The following is a 23192-nucleotide window of genomic DNA, read 5'->3' as shown; positions in this document are numbered from 1 at the left end:
TCGGCGGCGTCGTTCCAGCCAGCACAGTCTACGTGCCCACCGCTGAGAACGACCTGGGATCACCCCAGGCTCCAGCCGCCGTCGAGTGTGAGGACCTGGCCGACGACGTAGGACGCCTCCGTGGAGGCCAGCCACCACAGCGCGGCGGCGGCCTCCGCGCCGGAGCCGAGGCGCCGGGCCGGAACCGCCTCGCGCAGCGAGGCCTGGAAGCTGGGTCCGCCACGGTCTCCGGCAGGCAGGCGGTGAAGAGCCAGAAGAGCGAATCGACGAGGCGACCGAAGAGCGTGGCGAGCGTGGCGTCGTCGTGCTCGCCGACCGGGGCCACCGTGATCGGGGCCTTGAGATTGGCGACGACGACGTCGAACGGGCCGCGCTCGGCCACCAGGGTGGCCGTCGCGGCGCGGGAGGCGAGCGGCTCGGTCAGTGCCACCACCTCCTCGCCCTTGGCGCGGAACCGCTCGACCGCGGCGGGACCGAGGAAGGAGTCGGCATCGGTGACGAGCACTCGGCGAGGCATGTCCACGACGGTAACCGGCGCGTCGGGACGCGCAGTGGCGCAGGGCTCCCCGCCACGGTGCCGGTACGGTGGTGGCAATGGCGACAGGTGGCGTGACCGAGGTCGTGGGGGTCTACGACGCCGACGGTGGGCCGCTGGGCGAGCTCGCCTACGTCTGGGGCAAGGTGCGGGGCACGGCCCACTGCTCGCTGTGCGACATCACGCACGGACGGGTCCGGCGTCGCCGCGACTGGGACGCGATGGTCGCCGGGCTCGAGGTGGCGGTGGACCTGCGGCACCGCAACGAGCTGACCCCCGAGCAGCAGGTCGCCGCGCGCGACAGCGGGCTGCCGGTGGTGCTGGGTCGGGAGGCCGGGGGCGAGTATGCCGTGCTGCTCGACGCCGCGGAGCTGGACGCGCTGGGGGGCGACGTGGACGCCTTCCGCCGGGCGCTGAGCCAGCGCCTCACCCTGTCCTGACGCGGCGGTGGTGGTCGTTCACGGCAGCCGGAGGCTGCCGGTGATGCTGGGCACCACGTGCCCGCCGATCCAGAGCCGGTCACCGTTGCGCTCGACCTCGATGCGGCCGCGTCGGCCGAGGGCCGTGCCCTGCGCGGCGGTGTAGCGCCGCCAGCCCGGCTCCCGCTCGGCGAGGATCATCGCGATGGCTGCGTTGAGGCTGCCGGTGACCGGGTCCTCCCGCCGCCCGGTCTGGTCCGCGAAGAAGGCGCGCACCTCGTAACCGCCCTCGGGCCCCTCCCCCTCCGGGCCGAAGACGCCGAGGTCGAGCTGTTCACCTTCGGGGAAGTGCGGGACGAGCGCACGCACGGCCTGCGCGCTGGGCAGCTCGGCGACGACCCAACCCGGGCCGTTGTCGCCCCAGGCGAGCGAGACCGGTGGCTGCCCGAGGATGCCCGTCACCCGCTCGGCGAGGTCGGCCTCGACCGGGCCGGAGCGCAGCAGCGGCGGCGCCGCGAAGGCCAGCAGCCCGTCGTGCCGACGCCGCACCGAGACCAGGCCGATGCCGCACTGCTGGACCATCTCGTCATCGTCGCGGGGGCGACCTCCTGCAGCGAGCCACGCGGCGCAGCTGCCGAGCGTCGGATGCCCGGCGAAGGGCAGCTCGGTCGTCGGGGTGAAGATGCGGACCCGGTAGTCGGCGTCCTCGTCCGAGGGCGGCAGCAGGAAGGTGGTCTCCGACAGGTTGGTCCAGGCCGCGAAGCGCTGCATCTGCTCGGTCGCCAGGCCCTCGGCGTCGTGGACGACGGCGACCGGGTTGCCCTCGCCGGTGCGGGTCGAGAAGACGTCGAACTGGCTGAAGCCGTAGGTCATGCCTCGATCGTAGGCACACGCCGTCACGCCACCGGCGCCCGCAGCCGCAGCGCCTCCAGCAGCAGCCCGGCCGACCGGTGGTTGGCGCGCAGCCGCAGCCCCTCGCGGGCCAACGACTCGAGCACGTCACCCAGGCTCCCCGGGGGCAGCGCCGGGCCGAGCTCGGGGCGGACGTCGCGCCAGGCACCGCGCATCGCCTCCAGCTGCGCCTCCAGGTGCCGGGTCGCCACCCAGGCGAGCGCGGTGGGGTGCCGCCGCCATGCGGCATACGCCCGGTAGTCCGCCGGACACTGGTCGAGCAGCCAGGACACCGCGGCCTGCTCCCACCCGGGCACCCCGGCCGGGGGCACCCGGTCGGGCCACCCGGGAGGTCCGCTGTTCATACGAACAAGTGTACGACTCTCTACCCCCATGCCCCACCCTGAGACCTCCACCCGACTTCCCCACCCCCTCCCATCCCTTCCCATCCCCGACCGAGAGCCTGGTGTGCTCGATCCGGCGGCCTCGTCTGCTCAGTCCGGCAGCCTCGTGTGCTAAATCGACCCGGCGGGTGTTCCGCCGCCAGTCCCGACACCGTGGGTGCCGCTCGCGGTCGGCGACCACGTCAAGGTCGCCTTCCCGCACCCCACCTCCGGGGAGCTGACGCTGCCCACCATCGTCGACGACCGGCCCCAACTCCCCGAGGGCGCTGAGCGCCCCGTCACCCGCGACTACACCGTGCGCGCCGTCCACGAGCCCGACAGTGACCTGGCCACGCAGGGCCTCGTGCTCGACGTCGTCGTCCACGGCACCGGGCCCGCCAGCAGCTGGGCGCAGCAGGCTTCCCCCGGCGACGTCGTCGGGCTGCTCGGACCCCGGGGCTCGGTGATCGAGTCGGCCGAGGCGACCCGCTACGTCTGCCTTGGGGACGAGACCGCCCTCCCGGCCCTGGCCCGATGGATCGAGGAGGCGCCGCAGGACACGCCACTGCACGTCGCCGTGCAGGTCCCCGGCGCGGACGCGGTCATCGACCTGCCCACCCGGGACGGCGTCACCCTCACCTGGCTGCTCGGCGACGACGAGGACGCGCTCGCCCTCCATCTGCGCGAGCTCGATCCGCCGCCCGGCCCGGGCTGCTCGGTCTGGGCCGCCGGCGAGGCCGGGGCGATGGTGCAGGTGCGCCGCGCGGCCACCGAGCTCGGTCTCGGTGCGGATCAGGGCTCGGCGGTGCACGTCGACGGCTACTGGCGTCGCGGTGTCGCGGGGCGGGACCACCACGCCCCGTTGGAGTCCTGACCGACACCGCCCCTCGACCTCGACCCTTCCCTACTCTGCGTCGTAGTGGCAGCATGGGCAGATGGCTAAGAAGACGGGCGGGAAGAACACGTCGGCGAAGAGGCTCCCCAAGAGCACCGTCCCACGACTGGACAAGAAGGTCTACGAGGCCGAGCTGATCCGGCTGCAGGAACAGCTCGTCGAGATGCAGACGTGGTTCAAGGAGACCGGCCACCGGCTCGTCGTCGTCTTCGAGGGGCGGGACGCCGCCGGCAAGGGCGGGGCGATCAAGCGGGTGACGGAGTACCTCTCCCCTCGGCAGGCGCAGATCGTCGCGCTCCCGACACCCACTGAGCGGCAGACGACGCAGTGGTACTACCAGCGGTATGTCGAGCACCTCCCGGCCGCCGGGGAGATCCGGCTCTTCGACCGGTCGTGGTACAACCGCGGTGGCGTCGAGCGGGTCATGGGCTACTGCACCCCCGAGGAACACCGGCGGTGGCTGCAGCAGACGCCGATCTTCGAGCGGATGCTCATGGACGACGGGATCATCCTGCGCAAGTACTGGTTCTCCGTCTCCGACGCCGAGCAGGAGCTGCGCTTCCGCTCCCGCCTGCAGGACCCGATGCGCCGGTGGAAGCTCTCCCCCACCGACCTGGAGTCGCTCACCCGGTGGGAGGACTACAGCCGGGCCAAGGACGAGATGTTCGTCCACACCGACATCCCGGAGTCACGCTGGAACGTCGTCGCCTCCGACGACAAGCGCTCGGCGCGGATCAACATGATCGCGCACCTGCTCTCCTCGATCCCCTACCAGAAGATCGACCAGCCCGAGCTCTCGCTCCCCGAGCGGCCGGAGTCGACCGGATACCAACGCACCGCGCGCTCGCTGCAGCACCCGGTGCCCGATCACGCCGCGAAGGTGGGCAAGAAGGCGGGCAAGCCGGTCAAGCGGCCGCGTCCGAAGGGCGTCAGCTGAGGGGAGCCTCCTTCCGGGTGACCGCGCAGGGGTATGCCGTCACGCCGGCGCCCGCACCCTCAGACCTTCCTGCACCGCCCCCTCCGCGAGTCTGGCGTCATACGTCACCAGCTCGTGCGCCTCGATCGCCAGGGCGGTCGCCAGGTGGACCGCGTCGAGGGTCCGCAGGTATGGCTGCGGCAGAGTCGCCGCGTGGTGCAGCATCGCCTCGGTCACCGGGACGACGTCGACCCCCGCGAGAACGCTGACCACCGCCGCCGGATCGACGTCGAGGCGCCGGGCGAGCCGGCGAAGTTCGACGACAGCGAGCGCCGAGATCACCAGAGAGGTCGACGCGTCCTGGTCGTCGAGCCAGTCCACCATGGCCCCGGACTCGGCCTCGTCCACGACGACCTTCGCGATCGCGGACGTCTCGAGCAGCGCGACCATCAGCCCTCCGCGCGCAGCTCGTCCAGGACGGACTGGGTCGTCTCGGTCCGGGTCACCCGCGGGATCCGGCTCCATCCCCCGCGCCGGGTGGCAGGCCGCGTCACCAAGGAGTCCAGTACCGAGCCCGACGCGGGGATCAGACGACCGACGACCTTTCCGCGGTTCGTGATGGTGTACTCCTGGCCCGCGCTCAGCCCGCGCATGATCTCTCCGCTGCTGTTGCGCAGCTCACGCTGACTGATCGTCGTCATGGCACCAGCGTAGCACCTACGTAGCACACCGGGCCGCGGAGTGAACGATGGCCTACTTCGAGCAGCCTCACCAGCCACGGCGCTAGCCGCCCGGTGCCTCCTCCAGCGCCAGCCGGCGGCCGACCGGCACCAGGGTCGTGCCCTGGACCAGCACGGACACCACGACCATGAAGAACACCACCTCGAAGATGTCGCGCGCCTCGGCCAGACCGAGCGTCGCCGGGAAGGTCGCGAGCACGATGGGGACGGCTCCTCGCAGGCCGGCCCACGACACATACGCGGTCTCGCGCCACGCGAACCCGAGCGGCCGCAGGCACAGGACCACGCTGGCCGGGCGGGCCAGCAGCATGAGGATGAGCGCGAGCAGGATGCCGACCGGGGCGACCTCCACCAGCTCGGAGGGGAAGACCAGTAGCCCCATGGTCACGAACATCGTGATCTGGGCCAGCCAGGCCAGGGCGTCGCTCACCTGGATGATCAGCCGCCGGTGGGAGCGCACCCGGTTGCCCAGGACGAGTCCGCACAGGTAGACCGCGAGGAAGCCATTGCCGCCCACCGCCTGCGCCGCACCGTAGGTCGTGAGCGCCACCCCGAGGCAGAGCACGGGATAGAGACCGGCGATCGACAGCCGTAGCGCATCCACCCCCACCGCCGACAGCAGCCCCAGCAGCAGGCCGAGCACGACGCCGACGGTGATCCCGAGGACGATGCCACCCAGCGAGGCCAGCAGGCTGGTCTCGCCACGCGTGACGATGCTGAGCAGGGTGACCGTGAGGATGACGGCCATCGGATCGTTGGTGCCCGACTCCAGCTCCAGCAGCGACCGCAGCCTCCGGCGCGGCTGCGTGCCGCCGGAGCGGAACAGCCCGAAGATCGCCGCGGCGTCGGTGGAGGCCACGATCGCTCCGACGAGAAGCCCCTCCGTCCAGGTGATGCCGTCGCCGCCGAGATCGACATCGGTGTACGACCCGAGGAGCCACCACGCAGCGGTCCCGAGGATGAGGGTGCTGATCAGCACCCCGACCGTCGCCAGCAGCAGCCCCGGCCCCACCACCGAGCGCACCGAGGACCAGGCGGTGTCGAGACCGCCGGCGAAGAGGATGACCACGAGGCACAGCGTCCCGATCCGTTGCGCGAGATCCGCGGAGTCGAAGGCGATACCCCCGGGGCCCTCCGACCCCGCCACCATCCCCAGGGCGAGGAAGAGCAGAAGCACCGGCACCCGCACCCGCTCCGAGACCCGCGCGGCGAGGACCGCCAGGATGAGCACGGCGCCCGCCGCCAGCACCACCAGGTCCATGGGGTCCTCTTCCCTGCTCTGCGGCCCCGTCAGGTATGCCGTCCCGGCTCCGTGCGACGACGCCCCGCCGGTCGTGGTGACCGGCGGGGCGCCCTGGTGCAGCGCGCTCTCGCGCCTCGCGTCAGGCGGTGGCCAGCGAGCGCAGGACGTACTGCAGGATGCCGTCGTTGCGGTAGTAGTCCGCCTCGCCGGGGGTGTCGATCCGGACCACGGCGTCGAACTCCACCGTCTCGCCGCCTTCCCGCGTGGCGGTAACCTTCACGGTGTCCGGCGTGGACCCGTCGTTGAGGCCGGTGACACCCGCGATGTCGAACGTCTCGGTGCCGTCCAGCCCGAGGCTCTCGGCGCTCTCACCCTCCGGGAACTGCAGCGGGAGGACGCCCATCCCGATGAGGTTGGACCGGTGGATCCGCTCGTAGGACTCGGCGATGACCGCCTTGACCCCGAGCAGCCGCGTGCCCTTGGCCGCCCAGTCGCGCGAGGATCCCGAGCCGTACTCCTTGCCGGCGAGGACCACGAGCGGGGTGCCGGCCTCGGCATACCGCTGCGCGGCGTCGTAGATCGTGGTCTGGCCGCCGCCGTTGCTGAAGTCGCGGGTGAAGCCGCCCTCGACGCCGTCCAGCAGCTGGTTCTTGAGCCGGATGTTGGCGAAGGTCCCGCGGATCATGACCTCGTGGTTGCCGCGGCGCGAGCCGTAGGAGTTGAAGTCCTTGCGCTCGATGCCGTGCTCGGAGAGGTAGGTCCCGGCCGGGCTGTCCGCCTTGATCGACCCGGCGGGGCTGATGTGGTCGGTCGTGACCGAGTCACCCAGCAGCGCCAGGACGCGCGCCCCGGAGATGTCCTCCACGGCCTCGGGCTCGGCGCCCATGCCCTCGAAGTACGGCGGCTTGCGGACGTAGGTCGACTCACCGGCCCACTCGAAGGTGTCACCGTCGGGGGTGTCGAGACTCTGCCAGCGCTCGTCGCCGGCGAAGACGTCGCTGTAGTCCTCGGTGAACATGTCGCGGCTGATCGAGGTGGCGATGGTGGCCTCGACGTCCTCGGGGGCCGGCCAGATGTCGGTGAGGAAGACGTCGTTGCCCTCGGCGTCCTGCCCCAGCGGCTCGGCCTCGAAGTCGAAGTCCATCGTGCCGGCGAGGGCGTAGGCGATGACCAGCGGCGGGGACGCGAGGTAGTTCATCTTCACGTCCGGGTTGATCCGGCCCTCGAAGTTGCGGTTGCCGGACAGGACCGAGGTCACCGCGAGGTCGTTGTCGTTGATCGCCTGGCTGACCTCCTCGACCAACGGGCCGGAGTTGCCGATGCACGTGGTGCAGCCGTAGCCCACCAGGTGGAAACCCAGCTGCTCCAGGTACGGCCACATGCCCGCCTTGTGGAAGTAGCCGGTGACCACCTTGGACCCGGGGGCCATCGAGGTCTTCACCCAGGGGGCCACGGTGAGCCCGCGCTCCACGGCGTTCTTGGCCAGCATCGCCGCCGCCATCATCACCGACGGGTTGGAGGTGTTGGTGCACGAGGTGATCGAGGCGATCGCGACGATGCCGTGGTCGATCTCGAAGGTCTCGCCGTCCATCGTCACCTCGACCGGCTTGGACGCGCGGCGGGTGGAGCCGTCCTTGGACCGGCCGCTGCGCATCGGCCGCGCCGCCTGCTGGGCGGCGTCGCTGGCGTCGTGCGAGGGCGCGTCCGAGGCGGGGAAGGTGTCGTCGAGCTCGTGGTCGACGGCCGACAGCGGCGTGTCCTCGGCGTAGTTGGCGAGGTCGGAGCAGAACTGCTCCTTGGCACGGGACAGCTCGATCCGGTCCTGCGGGCGCTTCGGCCCGGCGATGGACGGCACGACGGTCGACAGGTCCAGCTCGAGGTACTCGCTGTAGCGCGCCTCCTTGCCGGGGTCGGCCCACATGCCCTGCTCCTTGGCGTAGGCCTCGACGAGCGCGACCTGCTCGTCGGACCGGCCGGTGAGGCGCAGGTAGTCGAGGGTGACGTCGTCGATCGGGAAGATCGCGCAGGTCGACCCGAACTCCGGGCTCATGTTGCCGATCGTGGCGCGGTTGGCCAGCGGCACCTGGGTGACGCCCTCGCCGTAGAACTCGACGAACTTGCCGACGACGCCGTGCTCGCGCAGCATCTCGGTGATGGTCAGCACCACGTCGGTGGCGGTGGCGCCTGACGGCACCGACCCGGTGAGCTTGAAACCGACCACGCGCGGGATGAGCATCGAGACGGGCTGGCCGAGCATCGCGGCCTCGGCCTCGATGCCGCCCACGCCCCAGCCGAGCACGCCCAGGCCGTTGACCATGGTCGTGTGGCTGTCGGTGCCGACGCAGGTGTCGGGGTAGGCCACGCCGTCGCGGGTCATGACGGTGCGGGCGAGGTGCTCGATGTTGACCTGGTGGACGATGCCGGTGCCGGGCGGCACGACCTTGAAGTCCTCGAAGGCGGTCTGGCCCCAGCGCAGGAACTGGTAGCGCTCCTCGTTGCGCTCGTACTCGATCTCGACGTTGCGCTCGAAGGCGTCCGGGCGTCCGAAGACGTCGATGATGACGGAGTGGTCGATGACCAGCTCGGCGGGGGCGAGCGGGTTGATCCGGGTCGGGTCGCCGCCGAGGTCACCCATCGCCTCGCGCATCGTGGCGAGGTCGACGATGCAGGGCACGCCGGTGAAGTCCTGCATGATGACGCGCGCCGGGGTGAACTGGATCTCGGTGTCCGGCTGGGCGTTCGCGTCCCAGCCCGCCAGGGCGGTGATGTGGTCGGCGGTGATGTTGGCGCCGTCCTCGGTGCGCAGCAGGTTCTCCAGCAGCACCTTGAGCGAGTAGGGCAGGGAATCGGCGCCCTCCAGACCACCGATCCGGTAGATCTCGTAGCTGGCGTCGCCCACCTCCAGCGTGCCCTGGGCATCGAAGCTGTTCGGATGGGTGCTCAACGTGGGTCGCTCCTTCGCTCACTGGCTCTTTATCTTGACATCAAGATAACTCACCGAGGCTGCCCGCCGCAACGCGCCACGCCTCCGTGGCGCCCATCCTGCCGCACCGGCGGCTCTGCCGTCAGGTGAGGTCGCCCTGAGGTGCGCCCGGTGCCGCGGGATCGGGCCGCAGCAGCGCCAGGCACTCCACGTGGTGCGTCATCGGGAAGGCGTCGAGCACCCGCAGCGCCTCCAGCGCCAGCCCCGCCTCCCGCGCCGTCGTCAGGTCGCGGGCCAGGGCGGCGGGGTCGCAAGCGACGTAGACCACGGCTCGGGGCCGCAGGGCCGCGATCGCGCGGACGACCTCGGCACCCGCCCCGGTGCGCGGCGGGTCGAGCACGACCAGATCGGTCCGCTCCCCCGCGTCGACCAGCCGGCCCAGCGCGCGCTCGGTGGGTTCGGCGCTCGCGCGCGCCCAGGGGTATGCCGCCAGGTGCCGCTGCGCGGACCGCGTCGCCTCGACGTCCGCCTCCACGGCGAGCACGCTGCCTCCCTCGCCGACGCCCTCGGCGAGGGGCACCGCGAAGAGGCCTACGCCGGCATACAGGTCGAGCGCCCGCTCCCCCGGCTGCGGCTCGAGCCAGGCGAGGACCTGCTGGGTGAAGGTCGCGGCCGCTCCGGGGTGCACCTGCCAGAAGCCCCTGGCGGACAGCGTGAAGTCGTGCCCGCCGACCCGCTCGGTGACCTCGGGGACCGGCCCGACCGGCGCCGGCGGGCGGCGGGCGCCCCGCCGGGAGGCGCCCCGAGGTCGACCACGGCCGCGGGAGCGCGGGGCGGGTGGCGGGGCCAGCGGCACGACGACCGGCTCTCCGACCGCCGGGGCGACGGCGTCGAGCGCGGTCACGACATCGCTGGTCCGCGATCGCGAGGTCGTCGCCGGCACGAGCCGATCCGGGGCGGAGAAGACGCCCGTGGTGAGGATGCCCGCCGCGGCGATCCGGCAGTCGTCGACTGGGACCACGTCGTGCGAGCGGTGTGCCCGCAGCCCCGACCGGACCGGCCCGCCCGGGGTATGCCGCACCGCCACCTCGACGCGGGTGCGCCAGCGCAGCCCGTCCTCGTCTCCGGGCAGCGGCTCGCACGTGAGGGTGCCGTCGGCGCCGAGGGCCCCGATCTCGGCGCGGGTCAACCCACCGAGCCGCTCGAGCTGCTCGGCGACCACCTGTGCCTTGAGCTCACGCTGGGTCTCTAGGTCGGCGTGCTGCCAGTCGCAGCCACCGCACCGGCCCGGCCCGGAGAAGGGACACGGCGGGCCGACCCGACCCGGTGCCGCGTCGTGGATCTGCACCGCGTCGGCCCGCAGGAAGCGGCTGCCACCACCGACCTCGGTGACGCGCGCGGTGACGCGCTCCCCCGGCAGCGCGTGCCGCACGAAGACCACGAGCCCCTCGGGACTGTCCCCGACGCGGGCCACGCAGTGCCCCCCGTGCGCGACGTCACCGACGGTCAGCTCCAGCTCGTCGCCGACGTCGACGCTCACGTCACCGGTCCGTGGAGGGGTCGATCGCGGCGGTGCCGCTCTCGGCGTCCGTCGGCTGCGCCGGGGTGCGGCCCACGGCGAGCAGCCAGCCCATGACCACGACGGCGAGCAGATAGGCGGGCCAGCTCAGGGCGATCTTCGCCACCCCGAGCCAGGCGACCTGACCCGCGAGATACAGCGGCAGCATGATCGCCACCCGGATGACGAAGAGCGCGACCAGCACCCAGGTGAGGCGCGAGCACACCCGCACCAGGCCGGGGTCGCGCCGCCAGGCCGTCGGCCGCTCCGCGAAGTCCGGGTCCCCGACCGCCACCACGAAGCCCAGCAGCGGCCACCGCGCCAGGATCGAGACGAGCGCCAGCACGGCATACGCCCCGCTGACGAGGATGCCGGGCAGGAAGGCGTCCTCCGCCTGGCCCGAGCGCAGCGCGAAGAAGGCCGCGATCGCGGTGGCGAAGACGGCCGACCCGAGGAAGCGCCAGGACCCGCCGACCACCAGGCCGCGCACGAGCGCGAGCACGACCAGCAGCGCGGCCGCCCCGATGACGGCGGGGCGGACGGCGCCGGTGACCAGCCAGGTGACGACGAAGGCCACGGTCGGGAGCGCGGTCTCGAGGGAGCCGTACCACCCGCCGAGCGCGTCGCTGATGCGCCGCCGGATGACCTGCTCGACGGTCTCCTCGACCGTCGCGGGCTCCTCGGTGCCGGGTGTCCCGGTCACGTGAAGTCGGGGTTGCTGGGTGCCTTGGGCGCGTCGGTGGGGGCCGGCTGGGGCGGGCGGTGCCGACCGACACCGGGTGCCTGCGGCGTGATACCCGCCACCGAGCTGGCGTCGCTGCTGCCCGCGGCAGACGGGGCCTTGCGGACCGCCTCCTGCGCGGCGGCCTGCTTGGCTGCGGCCTGCTGCGCCCGCTTGGCCTCGGCCTCCTTGGCGACCGCCTCGGCGAAGCCCTTCGGCGGGGTGAGGGTCAGGACCTCACGCGGCGGACGCGGCTCGTCACCGCGGCGCACGACGATCCGGCGGACGTAGGAGAAGATCCCGCGCGCCTGGTTGTCGTCCGTGGCGGCCGGGCCGCCGATGACCACGCGCAGGAACCACCGCGGGCCGTCGACACCGAGGAAGCGCGCCGGCTGGTAGGCGACCCGCCCGTCGGGGGCGCGACCAGGCATCCGGGCGCGCAGCTCCTTGCCCATGAGCCCGGTCACCGTCTCGGCGGCGCCACCGGAGTCGACCAGGCCGCGGGCGATCTCGGCGCGCAGCTCGTCCCACAGGCCGTCGGTGCGCGGCGCGGCGAAGACCTGGATCTGCGCCTGCGACGCCCCGAAGCCCAGGGTGGTGCCGATGACGCGGCCGCTGCCCTGCTCGATGTCCAGCCGCAGCTGCATCCCCTTGGCGGCCGGCAGCCGCAGTGCGCCGAGGTCGATGCGACCGTCCAGGTCGTGCCACTCGGTGATGTCGTAGGGACCGTCCTCGGCGCGGACCCAGTCGCGGTCGACGCCCGGCTCGCCCTCGGCGGGGTCGGGGCGGGCCGACTCCTCGACCTCCTCCTCGTCGAGGGCGAGCAGCTCGTCGTCGGTGAGGTCCTTGGTCTTGCGTCGGCCGAAGAGTGCCACGAGCAGGTCAGTCCTTCGAGAGGGTCGTGCCGGCGGTCGCCGGGTGGGGGGTGGAGGTGGTGCCGGTGTGCCCGTGACCGCCCGCGCCGCGCTCGGAGGCCGGCAGGGTGGTGACCACGGTGAAGTCAGGGCGCACCACGGGCTGGACCACCAGCTGGGCGATCCGGTCGCCGCGGGTGAGCCGCACCGGTTCCTGGGCGTCGGTGTTGAGCAGGTTGACGAGGATCTCACCGCGGTAGCCGGCATCGACGGTGCCCGGCGCGTTGACCACGGTGAGGCCGTGGCGGGCGGCGAGCCCCGAGCGGGGGTGGACGAACGCGGCATACCCCTGCGGCAGCGCGATCGCGACCCCGGTGCCGACGAGCGCGCGCTCCCCCGGTGCCAGCTCGACGTCCTCGCGGGTATGCAGATCCACCCCGGCGTCGCCGGGGCGCGCCTGCGCGGGGATCGGCAGACCGTCGTCCAGGCGCTGCAGCGCGACCGGGACGAGCGGGGGGTAGGTGTCCGTCATCATCGTCACCGAGGGTAGCCGCCCGCGCTGGGCGCGGGCGGCGTCCCCAGCGGCCTCAGGCCGCGCACTCGGTGCAGACGGGGAGCCCGCTGACCTCCTTGGCCAGCTGGCTGCGGTGGTGCACCAGGAAGCAGCGCGAGCAGGTGAACTCGTCCTGCTGCCGGGGCAGCACGTGCACCGACAGCTCCTGGTCCGACAGGTCCGCCCCCGGGAGCTCGAAGCCCTCGGCCTGCTCGGTCTCGTCGACGTCGACACTGCCCGAGGACTTGTCGTTGCGCCGTGCCTTCAGCTCCTCGATGGAGTCCTCGTTGAGCTCGTCATCGTTCTTGCGTGGTGCGTCGTAATCCGTCGCCATCTGGATCGCCTTTCGCCTCTGCCGTGTGGTCTCGCCGTCGTGAACGCCGCAGCCCCCGATTTTGTGCCCGGCGGTGCCGGGTGGTCGGCGGCGTCGCGCGGATTCTGCCCTATCCACCCCCCTGAACGCGAGGCGGTATGCCGGGGCGCCGCGTCAGGAGGTCAGCGAGAGGTCAGGGAGAGCTCAGGTGAGGGGTTCACGAGAGGTCAGGGAAAGCTCAGGTGGAGCCGGGAGCCAGACCCTGCGAGAGTCGCTCGATCTCCGCCCTGAGCAGGGGCTGGAACCTCGGGCCGCCCGCCACGACCAGGTCCACCGACGGCGGGTCGTCGGCGCCGATCCCGGACGCCGTGCCACCGGCCTCGGTGAGGACCAGGAGCCCGGCGGCGTGGTCCCAGGCATGGGTGCCGCGCTCCCAGTAGCCGTCGACCCGGCCCGCCGCGACATGACACAGGTCGAGGGCGGCGGCACCCAGGCGGCGGACGTCGCGGACCCGCGGGAGCAGGTCGGCGACGATCGCCGACTGCCCCCGCCGCAGCTCGCGGTCGTAGGCGAACCCGGTCGCGAGCAGGGCGGCGGCCAGGTCCTCGGGGTCGTTGACGTGCAGCGGCAGCGTGCCGCCGCGCGACTCGACCACGGCTCCCCCACTGGCCTGGGCGTGGAAGACCTCGTCGGTGCGCGGGTTGACCACGGCACCGGCGACCGGTGCCCAGGCCCCCGGCGTGGTGGGGTCGCCCACGACCACGGCGACGGACACGGCATACGCCGGGAGGTCGTAGAGGTAGTTGACGGTGCCGTCGATCGGGTCCACCACCCAGGACAGGCCGGAGCTGCCCGCGACCAGGCCCTCCTCCTCACCGAGGACGCCGTCGTGCGGGCGCGCGGCGGCGAGGCGCTCGCGCAGGAAGGTCTCGCACCGGGTGTCCATGACGGTGACGACGTCCAGCTCGCTGCTCTTGGTGTGGTCGACGCCGAGGCGGTCGGGGCGTTCGTCGCGGATCATCGCGCCGGCCTCGGCGACGAGCTGCACGGCGAGCTCGCGCAGCTCCACCCGCTCCGGCTCGGGCACCCGCCGCGGGTCGGGCGCTCCCCCCGGCGCCGACATCAGTCGCTCCCGCAGGCGGCGGGCCTGGCGACCCTCAGGTTGGGGCAGCACCCGGGCCGGCAGACGGCAGGTCGCGGCTCCTCGCCCGGCCAGGTCGGCGTGGCGACCTCCTCGCCGCGCGCCTGCGCGCCCCGCTCGACCGCGAGGTCGACCAGACCCATGACGAACTCGGTGTCGGTGCCGACGGTGGGCACGCGGAGCAGGTCGAGGCCGAGCTCGTCGGCGGTCTCCCGCGCCTCGGTGTCGAGGTCGAAGACGACCTCCATGTGGTCGGAGACGAAGCCGATGGGAGCCAGGACGACGTGCTGGACGCCCCGCTCGGCGAGCTGCCGCAGGTGGTCGTTGACGTCGGGCTCGAGCCAGGGCTGGCTCGGGGGCCCGGAGCGGGAGCAGTAGGTGAGGTCGTGCCCCACCTCCTCGCCGAGCGTGGCGGCCAGCTCGCGCGTGATCGCGGCCGCCAGCTCTCGGTGCTGGGCGGAGTAGAGGTTGCCCTCGTCGTCGCCGGGCCCGGAGGTGTCGTCCATCGAGATCGGGAGGGAGTGGGTGACGAAGACGAGGTGCGGCACCACGCCGGTGCGCTCGTGCATCTGGCGGGCCGCCTCGCCCACGATGCGGGCGTTGGCGCCGGAGAAGCCAGGGTGGTTCCAGTACTGCCGCACCTTGTCGACGTGCACCTGCCGGCCTTCGTCGGCCAGCTCCTGCTGCGCCGCGGCGATGTCCTCGCGGTACTGCCGGCACGAGGAGTAGCAGGAGTAGGCGCTGGTCGTGATCGACAGCAGCCGGGTCATCCCCTCCTGATAGGCCTCGCGGAAGGCGTCGGCGAGGAAGGGCTCGGAGTTGCGGTTGCCGAAGAACACCGGGAGCGGGATCTCCCGCCGGTCGAGCTCGGCGCGCAGCGCCTCGATGAGCGCGCGGTTCTGGTCGTTGATCGGGCTCTTCCCGCCGAAGTGCAGGTAGTGCTCGGCGACCTCCTCGAGCCGCTCGTCGGGGATGCCACGGCCTGCGGTGACGCGCCGCAGGAAGGGCATCACCTCCTCCGGGCCCTCCGGTCCCCCGAAGCTCGTGAGGACGATGGCCTGGTAGGGGTAGAGGTCGTGGTCGCTCGACTCCGAGAGCACCTCCTCGAGCTCGGCCACCACCTCCTCCTCGGCGTCGCCGATGGCGCCTCCGGCGGCGTCGGGGCCAGGCTGGCTCACGGTCGGGTCGGGCTCGGTCGGATCGGCGATGGGGTTGCTCATGAGGCTTCTCCTCTGGACGGTGATGTGGGCACAGGTGCGTGCAGGTCGAAGACGATGGCGGCCACGCGGATGCCCAGGACGAGCAGCGTGGTGAGCCAGATGGCGAGGTAGGACAGGACGCCGAGCTCGGCCGCGACCACGACGATCGCCGCCCCGAGGAGCGCGGGCACGGCATACAGCTCGCGGCGGAGCACCTCGGGCACCTGCCCGACGAGGACGTCGCGGATGACGCCGCCGCCGACGGCGGTGATGCCGCCGACGAAGATCGCGGCCAGCGGCGGGGCGCCGAGCAGCACCGCCTTGAGCGCTCCCGCGACGGCGAAGGTGGCCAGGCCGACCGCGTCGAGGTATTTCACCGCCTGGCTGATGCGGTGCAGCCGCAGCTTGGGCCGGTGCCGGGAGAGGTCGACGAAGAGCCCGTAGAAGGCGAAGACGACCAGACCCGCCGCGAGGACGGTCACGACGTACCAGGGGTTGCTGATGCCGTCGGGCGGGACGTCGCCGAGGAAGACGTCGCGGATGATGCCGCCGCCCAGGCCGCTCACCCAGGCGAGGACCGCGACGCCGAAGAGGTCAAGGCGGGCGCGGACGGCGACCAGGCCGCCGGAAAGGGCGAAGACGAAGATGCCCACGATGTCCAGCGCGAGACGGACATCAGCGGAGGCGGCGATCATGGCGGGTCCAGCGTATCCGGCGGCTCGTGGCGGCGTGCCCTCCCGCCCAGGGCGAGGCGCGGGTGGCACAGTGGTGAACCATGCAGCAGCTCCAGTTCGTCGAGCTCGACGAGGGTGGTCGCCTGGTCCTCACCGGCGACGACGGCACGCAGTATGCCGTGCGCGTCGACGACCGTCTGCGCGCCGCGCTGCGCCCGCGGCCAGGCGCGGCGAAGGGAGGCGTCGGTGGCCCCGCCGCGACGGTGAGCCCGCGCGACGTGCAGGCGATGATCCGGGCCGGGCAGCCCGCCGAGGACGTCGCCGCCTCCACCGGCTGGGACCTCGAACGGGTGCGTCGCTTCGAGGGGCCCGTGCTGGCCGAGCGCGAGCACGTGGTGGGGCTGGCGCAGCGCTCGCCGGTGCGCGCCAGCGGTCGCACCGACGGATCACACACGCTCGACCGCCGCGTGCGGGAGCGGCTGCAGAGCCGGGGCGTCGACCTCACCGCCGTGTCCTGGGACGCCGCGCGGGGCGAGGCGCACGGGCCGTGGACCGTCATCGTCGCCTTCGGCGCCGGTGGCCGTGAGCGGCGGGGAGCGTGGCACTACGACGTGCGCTCGCGCCTGCTGGAGGCGCTGGACGACGAGGCCCGGTGGCTCAGCGAGGACGAGCAGGCCCTTCCCGGAGGCCTGGAGGGGCACCCGCTGCTCGGCGCCTCCCACGGGGAGGACGAGGCGGCCGCCGATCTCATGGCGACGATGCGGGAGCGGCGGCAGCGTCGCGGTCGGCGCTCTCAGGTGACGCGCAAGACCGAGGACGACCCGGGCCACGTGCCCGGCCAGCAGGCGATGCCCGAGGAGGTCCTGCCGCTGGAGGACCTGCCCTACGACCCGGACACGATGGGCGATCCGCCCGCGGCGCACCCGCGAGGCTCCGCCACCGAGTCCGTGGCGCCGGTCGGGTCGCCGGAGGATGCCGAGGAGTCGGCCGGGGCCGGGCAGCCCACGACCGACGGGGGCGCCGACGACGACCGCGCGCCCGAGGCGACGGAGTCCGACGGCGCCGAGGCCCAGCCGCGGCCGGAGCCGCCCTCGCCCGAGGAGGCGCAGCGTGCCGTCGGGCGGGGCAAGGGCCGGGCCCGCAAGCGGCGTGGCCTCCGGCTCCCCGTGGCCGCGGCGACGGACACTGCGGAGGACGCGCACGAGCCGGAGGGCACCTTCGCGCGCACCCGGCACGACCCGCAGGAGGTCACCTTCGACGAGTTCTTCGGGACCGGTGAGGACGAGGACGAGGGCTACCACGAGCCCGGCTACGTCGACTACGTCGAGCCCGAGGACGAGCCAGACATGGTCGGCAGCGAGTCTCCAGTGGCAGAGGCGGCGTCAGAAGGGCAGCTGGCCTCGGCCGACGCAGATCCGCAGTCCCACGACGTCGAGGAGGGAGACGGGCCGTCCGAGGACGCGGACGACCCCGCGATCGCGGCCGGGGACGAGGCCGAAGCAGCTCCCGCGCCGGCACCCGGGGACGCGTCAGGCGAGGACGAGGGCGCCCCCGTCGACGGCGACGACGCGGCAGCCGAGCCCGAGGACGCGCCCGCCGACGAGGCAGGCTCGCCCGAGGACGCGCCCGCCGACGAGGCAGGCCAAGGCCAGCAGCCGACGGGCGACGAGTCCGGCGAACAGCAGCGGTCCGGCCGTAAGGGGCGCACCAGCGTCCCCAGCTGGGACGACATCATGTTCGGCTCCCGCGACCGCCAGTGAGACCGACTGGCCGCGCGATATGCCTTGACTGGCCGCGCGATATGCCGTGACTGGCCGCGCCATATGCCGTGACCGGCCGCGCGATATGCCGTGACCGGCCGCGCACTATGCCGTGACTGGCCGCGCAGTATGCCGTGACTGGCCGCGCGGTGTGCTGCGACCGAGGGAGTATGCCGCGCTGGCCCGTCAGATCTCTGGCGTGGGGAGCGGGCAGAGGTCGAGGTCGAAGGGCAGGGTGTCCGGCGAGAGCGACGCCGCACGGGCCGCGGCCGAACTCATGCGGCGCATGTAGTGACGCCGGCAGAGCACCTCATACTCCACGACCGGTGCGTGCCTCGCCGGGCCCGGCTCACCGACCTCGGCATCCTCGCCCTCCTCGGGCCCTCCGACGTCACCGACGACGACCTGCTCTCCCTCCACGACCATCGCACCGTCGACGACGCGCGCGTTGACGGTGGCCGGCTTGCCGCACCAGCACAGCGCCTGCACCTGCAGCTGCTGCGTCCGATCGGCGAGCTCGATGAGGCGCTGGGAGCCCGGGAAGAGGGCGGTGCGGAAATCCGCGGTGATGCCGAAGGCATACACGTCGATCCCCATCTCGTCGACGAGTCGGGCGAGCTGCTCGATCTGCTCGGGACGGTAGAACTGCGCCTCGTCGCAGATGAGGTAGTCGATGCGACGGCCGTTGGTGCGCTGGTCGGCGACGAGGTCCCAGAAGTCCAGGTCGTCGCCGACCTCGAGCGCACCCTTGGTCAGCCCCAACCGGGAGGAGAGGACCGCCTCGCCCGAGCGGTCGTGCTGCGTGAAGAGCAACCCCGCGCGCCCACGCTGGGCGTGCGTGTGGTCCATCTGGAGAGCCAGGGTCGACTTCCCGCAGTCCATCGTCCCGGTGAAGAACACGAGCTCAGCCACCGCAGCAGTCTACGGACCACCCGACTGGGCGTGGGGCGGGTGGGCGGAGGGCCGACGAGCGGCTACATGGTCGCGATGAGGAGCGGGATCGCCGTCTCGGCGTCGCTGATCGAGCCGTGGTGGCCGCGCAGGGCCAGCACCTGGGATCGCAGCTGGCGTGAGTCGAGCAGGGTCGCCTGGCCGAGCATCGCGACGACGACCTCGCCGATCCGCTCGCGGTATGCCGTCGGGACCGGTCCGAACCACCCCGCCTCGATCGCCTCGTCCCGGGCCAGCACGATCGCGCTCTCCCCCAACTCCTCGCGCCACGTCGCGACGACGTCGTCGGCGGCGCCGGGGCGGCACCAGGCCTGCGGGGCCCGCGGCTCGCCCGCGAGCAGGTCGATCCCCTCCTCCAGCACCGGCTCGTGCGCCAGGTCACGACGCAGCGCGTGCGGTGCCTCGATCATCCCGTGGTCGGCGGTGACGACGACGACGGTGTCCTCCGGCAGCCGGTCGACGAGCGCGGCCACCCAGCCGTCGAGCGCCTCGACCGCCTCGCCCCACTCCAGCGAGTCCGGACCGTGGACGTGGCCGGCCTTGTCGATCTCGTCCCAGTAGGCATACACGAGCGCGCGGCCCCGACGCCCCGCCTGCGCGACGCCCTGCAGCACGCCGAGGGTCCGCTCGACATGACTGGTCGCGTCGAGGAAGCCGCCGCCCCGCAGCGAGGCGCGGGTCAGCCCGGACCCGGCATACCGCGGCCAGGACACCGTGCTCGTGGCGACATCGCGGCGCGCGGCATGCTGCAGCAGCGTGGGCAGGGGCTGGTGCGACCCGGGGTCCGGGCCGTCCTGCCAGGCGAGGTGGTTGAAGAGTCTGCCGCGGAAGTTGGTCTGCCACCCCACGATCCCGTGCTCCCCGACGGCGCGGCCGGTGCCCAGACTCGTGAGCGAGGACGCGGTCGTCGAGGGGAAGCCGCAGGCACAGCTGCCCGCCCCGTCCGGTGTCGCCCACCCGCGCAACGTGCGGGCGTGACCGCTGCGCCGCTCCAGCTGCCGGGCGCCGAGCCCGTCAGCGAGGACCACGACCACCGCGCGCGTCTCGGGGAGCGACCAGTCTGCCGGCGCGACGCCCTCCGGCAGGTCGGCCACCCCGAGTGCGGCGAGCGCAGCCGGAAGCACCGAGGCCAGTCCGGTGCCCGGCTCGGGTGGCTGGTATGCCGCCGCGGCCGCGGCCACGACGGCGTCGCCCGGCACGCCGCCCGGTCGCGCGGGGTCGCTGCTCAGTCCCGTGTCCGAGGACGGCACGAGCTCAGTGCCCCAGGCGCGCCGACAGCTCGCTGGCGAAGGCCAGCGCCTGCTCCAGCCGCTCGACTCCGTCGGTGTCGGCCGCCACCCGCAGCGAGATGTCGTCGCTGGAGACGGTGCCCTCGTAGCCGTGGTCTCCCTCGCACTGCGGGTCCTCGCACACGGCCGGGAGCAGGTCGACGCGCGACACCGCACCCCACCCGAGCGTGAGGGTGATGGCCCGCCCCGCCAGCCCACCGTCATACGTCTCCGGGTCCGGCACGACGTGCGTCAACATGACCCCGCGCACCGCCCGCAGCGGCACGGTCTCACTCGTGGCGGTGGCCATCCGCTGCCGCTCCGGACCCTCGTGGTCGTCGGCGTGCGCGATGACGAGCCGCCGGTCGGTGACGACGAGGACGGTCAGGTGGTTGCGGACGGCCAGCTCGTCGAAGGTCGTCTCCGCGTGCACCAGGTGGGTCACCACCTGGTCGCGCCCGACCGCCGTGGCGACGACGTCGTGGACCACGGCCGGCAGGTAGCCCGCCGCCTCGATGTCCTGAAGCAGCGAGTCGGGCAGCGGAGACGTCACACGGCGGGGCATGGGGTCATCGTCTCAGACCTCCGACAGCAGTGCCCGCCGCTCGGCGTCCGCCCGCGTCGGGGCCGGCGCCACCCGGATCGTCGCCCCGAGCACGTCGACGCCGTCCTGGTGCGCCATGACGGGATTCAGCCGCAGGTGCGCGAGCTCGGGATGGTCGTCGGCCAGCACGGACACCCGGGCGATCAGGTCGTGCAGGGCACCGTGGTCGACCGGCATCGCGCCGCGGTAGCCGTCGAGCATCGGAGCGGCCTTGATCGAGCCGATCATCTCGGTGATGTCGACGTCGGTCAGCGGCGGGAACCGGTGCGCCTCGTCGCCCAGCAGGTCGATGGGCAGCCCCGCCACGCCGAAACCGACCACCGGGCCGAAGAGCGGGTCCTCCACCGAGTTGACCTCGATGGGGACCCCCGAGGGAGCCATCTGCTGCATCGCGATGCCTTCGGCGCCGAGCGGCGCGAGCAGGGCGTCGAGGTCACGGTATGCCGCACCCACGGCCTTGGGGTGACGCAGCCCGGTGCGGATCCACCCCTGTCCGGGCTGGTGCTGCAGGACCGGCGAGGTGGCCTTGAGGACCACCGTGCCGCGCAGCTCCTGGTAGGCGCGTACCGCCTCGTCGTCGGAGTGGACCGGGACCACGGGCCAGACGGAGATGCCGTAGGCGCCGAGCACCTGCTCGACCTCGGCGCGGGTGAGCTCGGTGCCTCGCGGCGACTGGGCCAGCGCCGCCTCGAGGATCTCTGCGACGGTGGTGCGGCGCAGTCCGTCGGGGCGCACCCGCTCGCCGTGGTCGCGACGCAACCACTCGGCATACCGGGTGGCGGCGGCGAGCGCCCGCACCCCATCCTCGGGCATGGGATAGGTCGGGACCCCCGAGCCCGGCGTGACGCCACGCATACCCAGGAAGGTGGCGACACATGGCTTGTCGTGACCGGCCACGGCCGCGCCGACCGCCTCGACCACCTCCGGGTCGATGTCGGCGACGGGCGGGATGAAGCAGGCGATGAGCGAGTCCACCGCGTCGTCGGCGAGCGCCCCCTCGACGACCTGCTGGAACTCCTCCAGCAGCGCCTCCGCGGAGACCGTCACCGGGCCGTGGGTCACCTCCAGGCCCCGGCTCGAGGCGGCATCGGCCGCGAGCGACCCGAGGGCGTCGTTGTTGCTCACGACCGCGACCCGCTGGCCCCGCGGCAGCGGCTGGTTGGCGACGAGCTGGGCGACGTCGAAGAGCTGGTGCGCGTTGTCGACCCGGATGACGCCGGACTGGCGCAGCATCTGGCCGAAGATCTCCGGGCGCTCCCCCGTAGCGCGGACCCGGTGCCCGAGCGGCACGGCGAACTGACCGACGCCGGACTTCACGACGATGACCGGCTTGCGCATCGCAAGCTCGCGCGCGATCCGGGTGAACTTGCGCGGGTTGCCCATCGTCTCGAGGTAGAGCCCGACCGAGGAGGTCGCGTCGTCGTCCATCCAGTACTGCAGCAGGTCGTTGCCGGAGATGTCGATGCGGTTGCCCGCGGAGGCGAAGGTGGAGATGCCGAGGCCGCGTCGGCGCGCCGAGGCGAGCAGGGCGATGCCGAGCCCGCCAGACTGGCTGAAGAGCCCGAACGTCCCGAACGGCGGCAGCTGGTGAGCCGGGGCGATCGAGGCGTTGAGCCGCGTCTGCGGGTCGTTGTTGATGAGCCCGAAGCTGTTGGGGCCGAGCACCCGCATGCCGTAGTGCCGGGCGCGCACGAGCAGCTCGTGCTGCAGCGCCCGCCCCTCGGGACCGCGCTCGGCGAAGCCCTCGCTCGCGACGACCAGCGCCTTGGCACCGGCGTCGGCGCACTCGTCCACGATGGCCAGGACGTCCTCGGCCGGCACCGCGATCACGGCGAGGTCCACCCCGCCCTCGATGTCGCGGACGGACGCGACGCTGGGGCAGCCGCTGATGAGCGTGCCCGGCTCGGCGCGGCTGTTGACCGCGTGCACGGTGCCGGTGAACCCGCCGGTGAGGATGTCGTCGAAGAAGGCCCGACCGATCGTGCCCTCGCGCCGGCTGACGCCGACGACCGCGACGGACTCCGGGTGGAGGACCGCCCGGACCGAGCGCACCTCGGAGCGGTGCTCGCGGGACAGCCGGACGGCGCGGGAGGCGTCGGTGGGCTCGATGTCGAAGGACACCGCCATGACGCCGTCGTCGAAGGCGTGCGTCACCTCGAAGCCGGCGTCGCGGAAGACCCCGATCATCTTGCGGTTCTGCGGCAGCACGTCGGCGACGAAGCGCGTGACGCCGCCCTCGCGGCCGATGTCGGCCAGGTGCTCGAGGAGCACCGACCCGATGCCGCGGCCCTGGTGGTGGTCGGAGACGTTGAAGGCGACCTCGGCCTCGGTGCCACCTGGCTCCAGGCGGTCGTATCGCCCGATCCCCACGAGGTCGTCGCGGACGAACATCACCAGGGCGACGCGGTCGCTGTAGTCGACGTGGGTGAAGCGGTGGACGTCCTTGTCGGACAGCCGCTTGATCGGCGCGAAGAAGCGCAGGTAGATGGACTCCTCGGACTGCGCCGCATGGAACGCGTGCAGCGCCTCGGTGTCCGACGGGAGGATCGGGCGCACGTGCGCGACCCTGCCGTCGGAGAGCACGACGTCGGCCTCCCACTCGCGTGGATAGCCCGGTGGCACGGGATCGGGCTCGCTCATGGCTCCACTAT

The 23192-nt window shown here is 72.8% G+C and carries 23 protein-coding genes; 4 read left to right on the top strand and 19 right to left on the bottom strand.

From position 1 onward, the window contains the following. Positions 1-59: 59 nt before the first annotated feature. Entirely contained in the window at positions 60-197 is a 138-nt protein-coding gene (locus AC5PYY_RS11300) for an SDR family oxidoreductase (protein WP_493899364.1), read from the bottom strand. Between the two features lie 397 nt (positions 198-594). Here AC5PYY_RS11300 and AC5PYY_RS11295 point away from each other — a divergent pair, with 397 nt between their 5' ends. Further along, positions 595-975: a hypothetical protein gene (locus AC5PYY_RS11295; RefSeq protein WP_493896913.1), complete on the top strand. Its 381-nt coding sequence runs from the start codon at positions 595-597 to the stop codon at positions 973-975. 18 nt (positions 976-993) lie between these two features. On the opposite strand, the gene AC5PYY_RS11290 is transcribed toward AC5PYY_RS11295, so the two are convergent. After that, positions 994-1827, bottom strand: a complete 834-nt coding sequence (locus AC5PYY_RS11290; RefSeq protein ID WP_493896912.1) for a PhzF family phenazine biosynthesis protein — start codon at positions 1825-1827, stop codon at positions 994-996. 23 nt (positions 1828-1850) lie between these two features. Then, positions 1851-2210 (bottom strand): hypothetical protein, encoded by a 360-nt coding sequence (locus tag AC5PYY_RS11285; RefSeq protein WP_493896911.1) that lies wholly within the window; start codon positions 2208-2210, stop codon positions 1851-1853. A gap of 196 nt (positions 2211-2406) precedes the next feature. Here AC5PYY_RS11285 and AC5PYY_RS11280 point away from each other — a divergent pair, with 196 nt between their 5' ends. Together AC5PYY_RS11280 and ppk2 are read left to right on the top strand one after the other, a co-directional pair. Further along, entirely contained in the window at positions 2407-3102 is a 696-nt protein-coding gene (locus AC5PYY_RS11280) for a siderophore-interacting protein (RefSeq protein WP_493896910.1), read from the top strand. A gap of 61 nt (positions 3103-3163) precedes the next feature. Continuing rightward, complete coding sequence (gene ppk2, locus AC5PYY_RS11275; RefSeq protein WP_493896909.1) at positions 3164-4060, top strand: polyphosphate kinase 2; 897 nt, start codon at positions 3164-3166, stop codon at positions 4058-4060. A 39-nt stretch (positions 4061-4099) separates the two neighbouring features. Here the strand turns inward: ppk2 and AC5PYY_RS11270 are convergent, their stop codons facing one another. The 12 genes from AC5PYY_RS11270 to AC5PYY_RS11215 all read right to left on the bottom strand — a co-directional run bounded on the left by AC5PYY_RS11270 (position 4100) and on the right by AC5PYY_RS11215 (position 15979). Beyond that, on the bottom strand, positions 4100-4489 hold the full coding sequence (locus AC5PYY_RS11270) for a type II toxin-antitoxin system VapC family toxin (RefSeq protein ID WP_493896908.1): 390 nt from the start codon (positions 4487-4489) through the stop codon (positions 4100-4102). Next, positions 4489-4740, bottom strand: coding sequence for a type II toxin-antitoxin system Phd/YefM family antitoxin (locus AC5PYY_RS11265; RefSeq protein ID WP_493896907.1), 252 nt, complete (start codon positions 4738-4740; stop codon positions 4489-4491). The genes AC5PYY_RS11270 and AC5PYY_RS11265 overlap by 1 nt, the downstream gene beginning before the upstream one ends. 82 nt (positions 4741-4822) lie before the next feature. Continuing rightward, a complete protein-coding gene (locus AC5PYY_RS11260; RefSeq protein ID WP_493896906.1) occupies positions 4823-6040 on the bottom strand; it encodes a potassium/proton antiporter in 1218 nt (405 codons plus the stop codon). 121 nt (positions 6041-6161) lie between these two features. Continuing rightward, the gene (gene acnA, locus AC5PYY_RS11255; protein WP_493896905.1) at positions 6162-8966 is read right to left on the bottom strand and encodes an aconitate hydratase AcnA; all 2805 of its coding nucleotides are present in this window, start codon (positions 8964-8966) and stop codon (positions 6162-6164) included. Positions 8967-9087: 121 nt separating this feature from the next. Continuing rightward, positions 9088-10485 (bottom strand): class I SAM-dependent RNA methyltransferase, encoded by a 1398-nt coding sequence (locus tag AC5PYY_RS11250; RefSeq protein WP_493896904.1) that lies wholly within the window; start codon positions 10483-10485, stop codon positions 9088-9090. 1 nt (position 10486) lies between these two features. Further along, positions 10487-11206, bottom strand: coding sequence for a DUF3159 domain-containing protein (locus tag AC5PYY_RS11245; protein WP_493896903.1), 720 nt, complete (start codon positions 11204-11206; stop codon positions 10487-10489). Further along, positions 11203-12099 carry a DUF3710 domain-containing protein gene (locus tag AC5PYY_RS11240; protein WP_493896902.1) on the bottom strand — a complete coding sequence of 299 codons (897 nt, stop codon included), beginning with the start codon at positions 12097-12099 and terminating at the stop codon, positions 11203-11205. Before AC5PYY_RS11240 ends, AC5PYY_RS11245 begins: the two co-directional genes overlap by 4 nt. A gap of 7 nt (positions 12100-12106) precedes the next feature. Beyond that, positions 12107-12610 (bottom strand): dUTP diphosphatase, encoded by a 504-nt coding sequence (gene dut, locus AC5PYY_RS11235; protein ID WP_493899363.1) that lies wholly within the window; start codon positions 12608-12610, stop codon positions 12107-12109. 55 nt (positions 12611-12665) lie between these two features. Further along, entirely contained in the window at positions 12666-12965 is a 300-nt protein-coding gene (locus tag AC5PYY_RS11230; protein ID WP_493896901.1) for a DUF4193 domain-containing protein, read from the bottom strand. Between the two features lie 217 nt (positions 12966-13182). Then, on the bottom strand, positions 13183-14067 hold the full coding sequence (locus tag AC5PYY_RS11225; protein ID WP_493896900.1) for an inositol monophosphatase family protein: 885 nt from the start codon (positions 14065-14067) through the stop codon (positions 13183-13185). Beyond that, positions 14067-15305: a ferrochelatase gene (locus tag AC5PYY_RS11220; RefSeq protein ID WP_493896899.1), complete on the bottom strand. Its 1239-nt coding sequence runs from the start codon at positions 15303-15305 to the stop codon at positions 14067-14069. Before AC5PYY_RS11220 ends, AC5PYY_RS11225 begins: the two co-directional genes overlap by 1 nt. Beyond that, positions 15302-15979: a trimeric intracellular cation channel family protein gene (locus tag AC5PYY_RS11215; protein ID WP_493896898.1), complete on the bottom strand. Its 678-nt coding sequence runs from the start codon at positions 15977-15979 to the stop codon at positions 15302-15304. The genes AC5PYY_RS11220 and AC5PYY_RS11215 overlap by 4 nt, the downstream gene beginning before the upstream one ends. 80 nt (positions 15980-16059) lie before the next feature. On the opposite strand from AC5PYY_RS11215, the gene sepH reads away from it, so the two are divergent. Beyond that, positions 16060-17718 carry a septation protein SepH gene (sepH, locus tag AC5PYY_RS11210; protein WP_493896897.1) on the top strand — a complete coding sequence of 553 codons (1659 nt, stop codon included), beginning with the start codon at positions 16060-16062 and terminating at the stop codon, positions 17716-17718. A gap of 186 nt (positions 17719-17904) precedes the next feature. Here sepH and AC5PYY_RS11205 read toward each other — a convergent pair whose 3' ends face one another. The 4 genes from AC5PYY_RS11205 to AC5PYY_RS11190 all read right to left on the bottom strand — a co-directional run bounded on the left by AC5PYY_RS11205 (position 17905) and on the right by AC5PYY_RS11190 (position 23181). Continuing rightward, the gene (locus tag AC5PYY_RS11205) at positions 17905-18630 is read right to left on the bottom strand and encodes a thymidine kinase (protein WP_493896896.1); all 726 of its coding nucleotides are present in this window, start codon (positions 18628-18630) and stop codon (positions 17905-17907) included. A gap of 62 nt (positions 18631-18692) precedes the next feature. Continuing rightward, the gene (locus tag AC5PYY_RS11200; protein ID WP_493896895.1) at positions 18693-19919 is read right to left on the bottom strand and encodes an alkaline phosphatase family protein; all 1227 of its coding nucleotides are present in this window, start codon (positions 19917-19919) and stop codon (positions 18693-18695) included. 4 nt (positions 19920-19923) lie between these two features. Then, positions 19924-20502 (bottom strand): DUF5998 family protein, encoded by a 579-nt coding sequence (locus AC5PYY_RS11195; protein ID WP_493896894.1) that lies wholly within the window; start codon positions 20500-20502, stop codon positions 19924-19926. 12 nt (positions 20503-20514) lie between these two features. Next, complete coding sequence (locus AC5PYY_RS11190) at positions 20515-23181, bottom strand: bifunctional acetate--CoA ligase family protein/GNAT family N-acetyltransferase (RefSeq protein WP_493896893.1); 2667 nt, start codon at positions 23179-23181, stop codon at positions 20515-20517. Between the last annotated feature and the right edge of the window lie 11 nt (positions 23182-23192).

The sequence above is a fragment of the Serinicoccus sp. JS2-9 genome (genome assembly GCF_059025165.1).
This window is presented reverse-complemented; position numbering and strand designations above follow the sequence as displayed.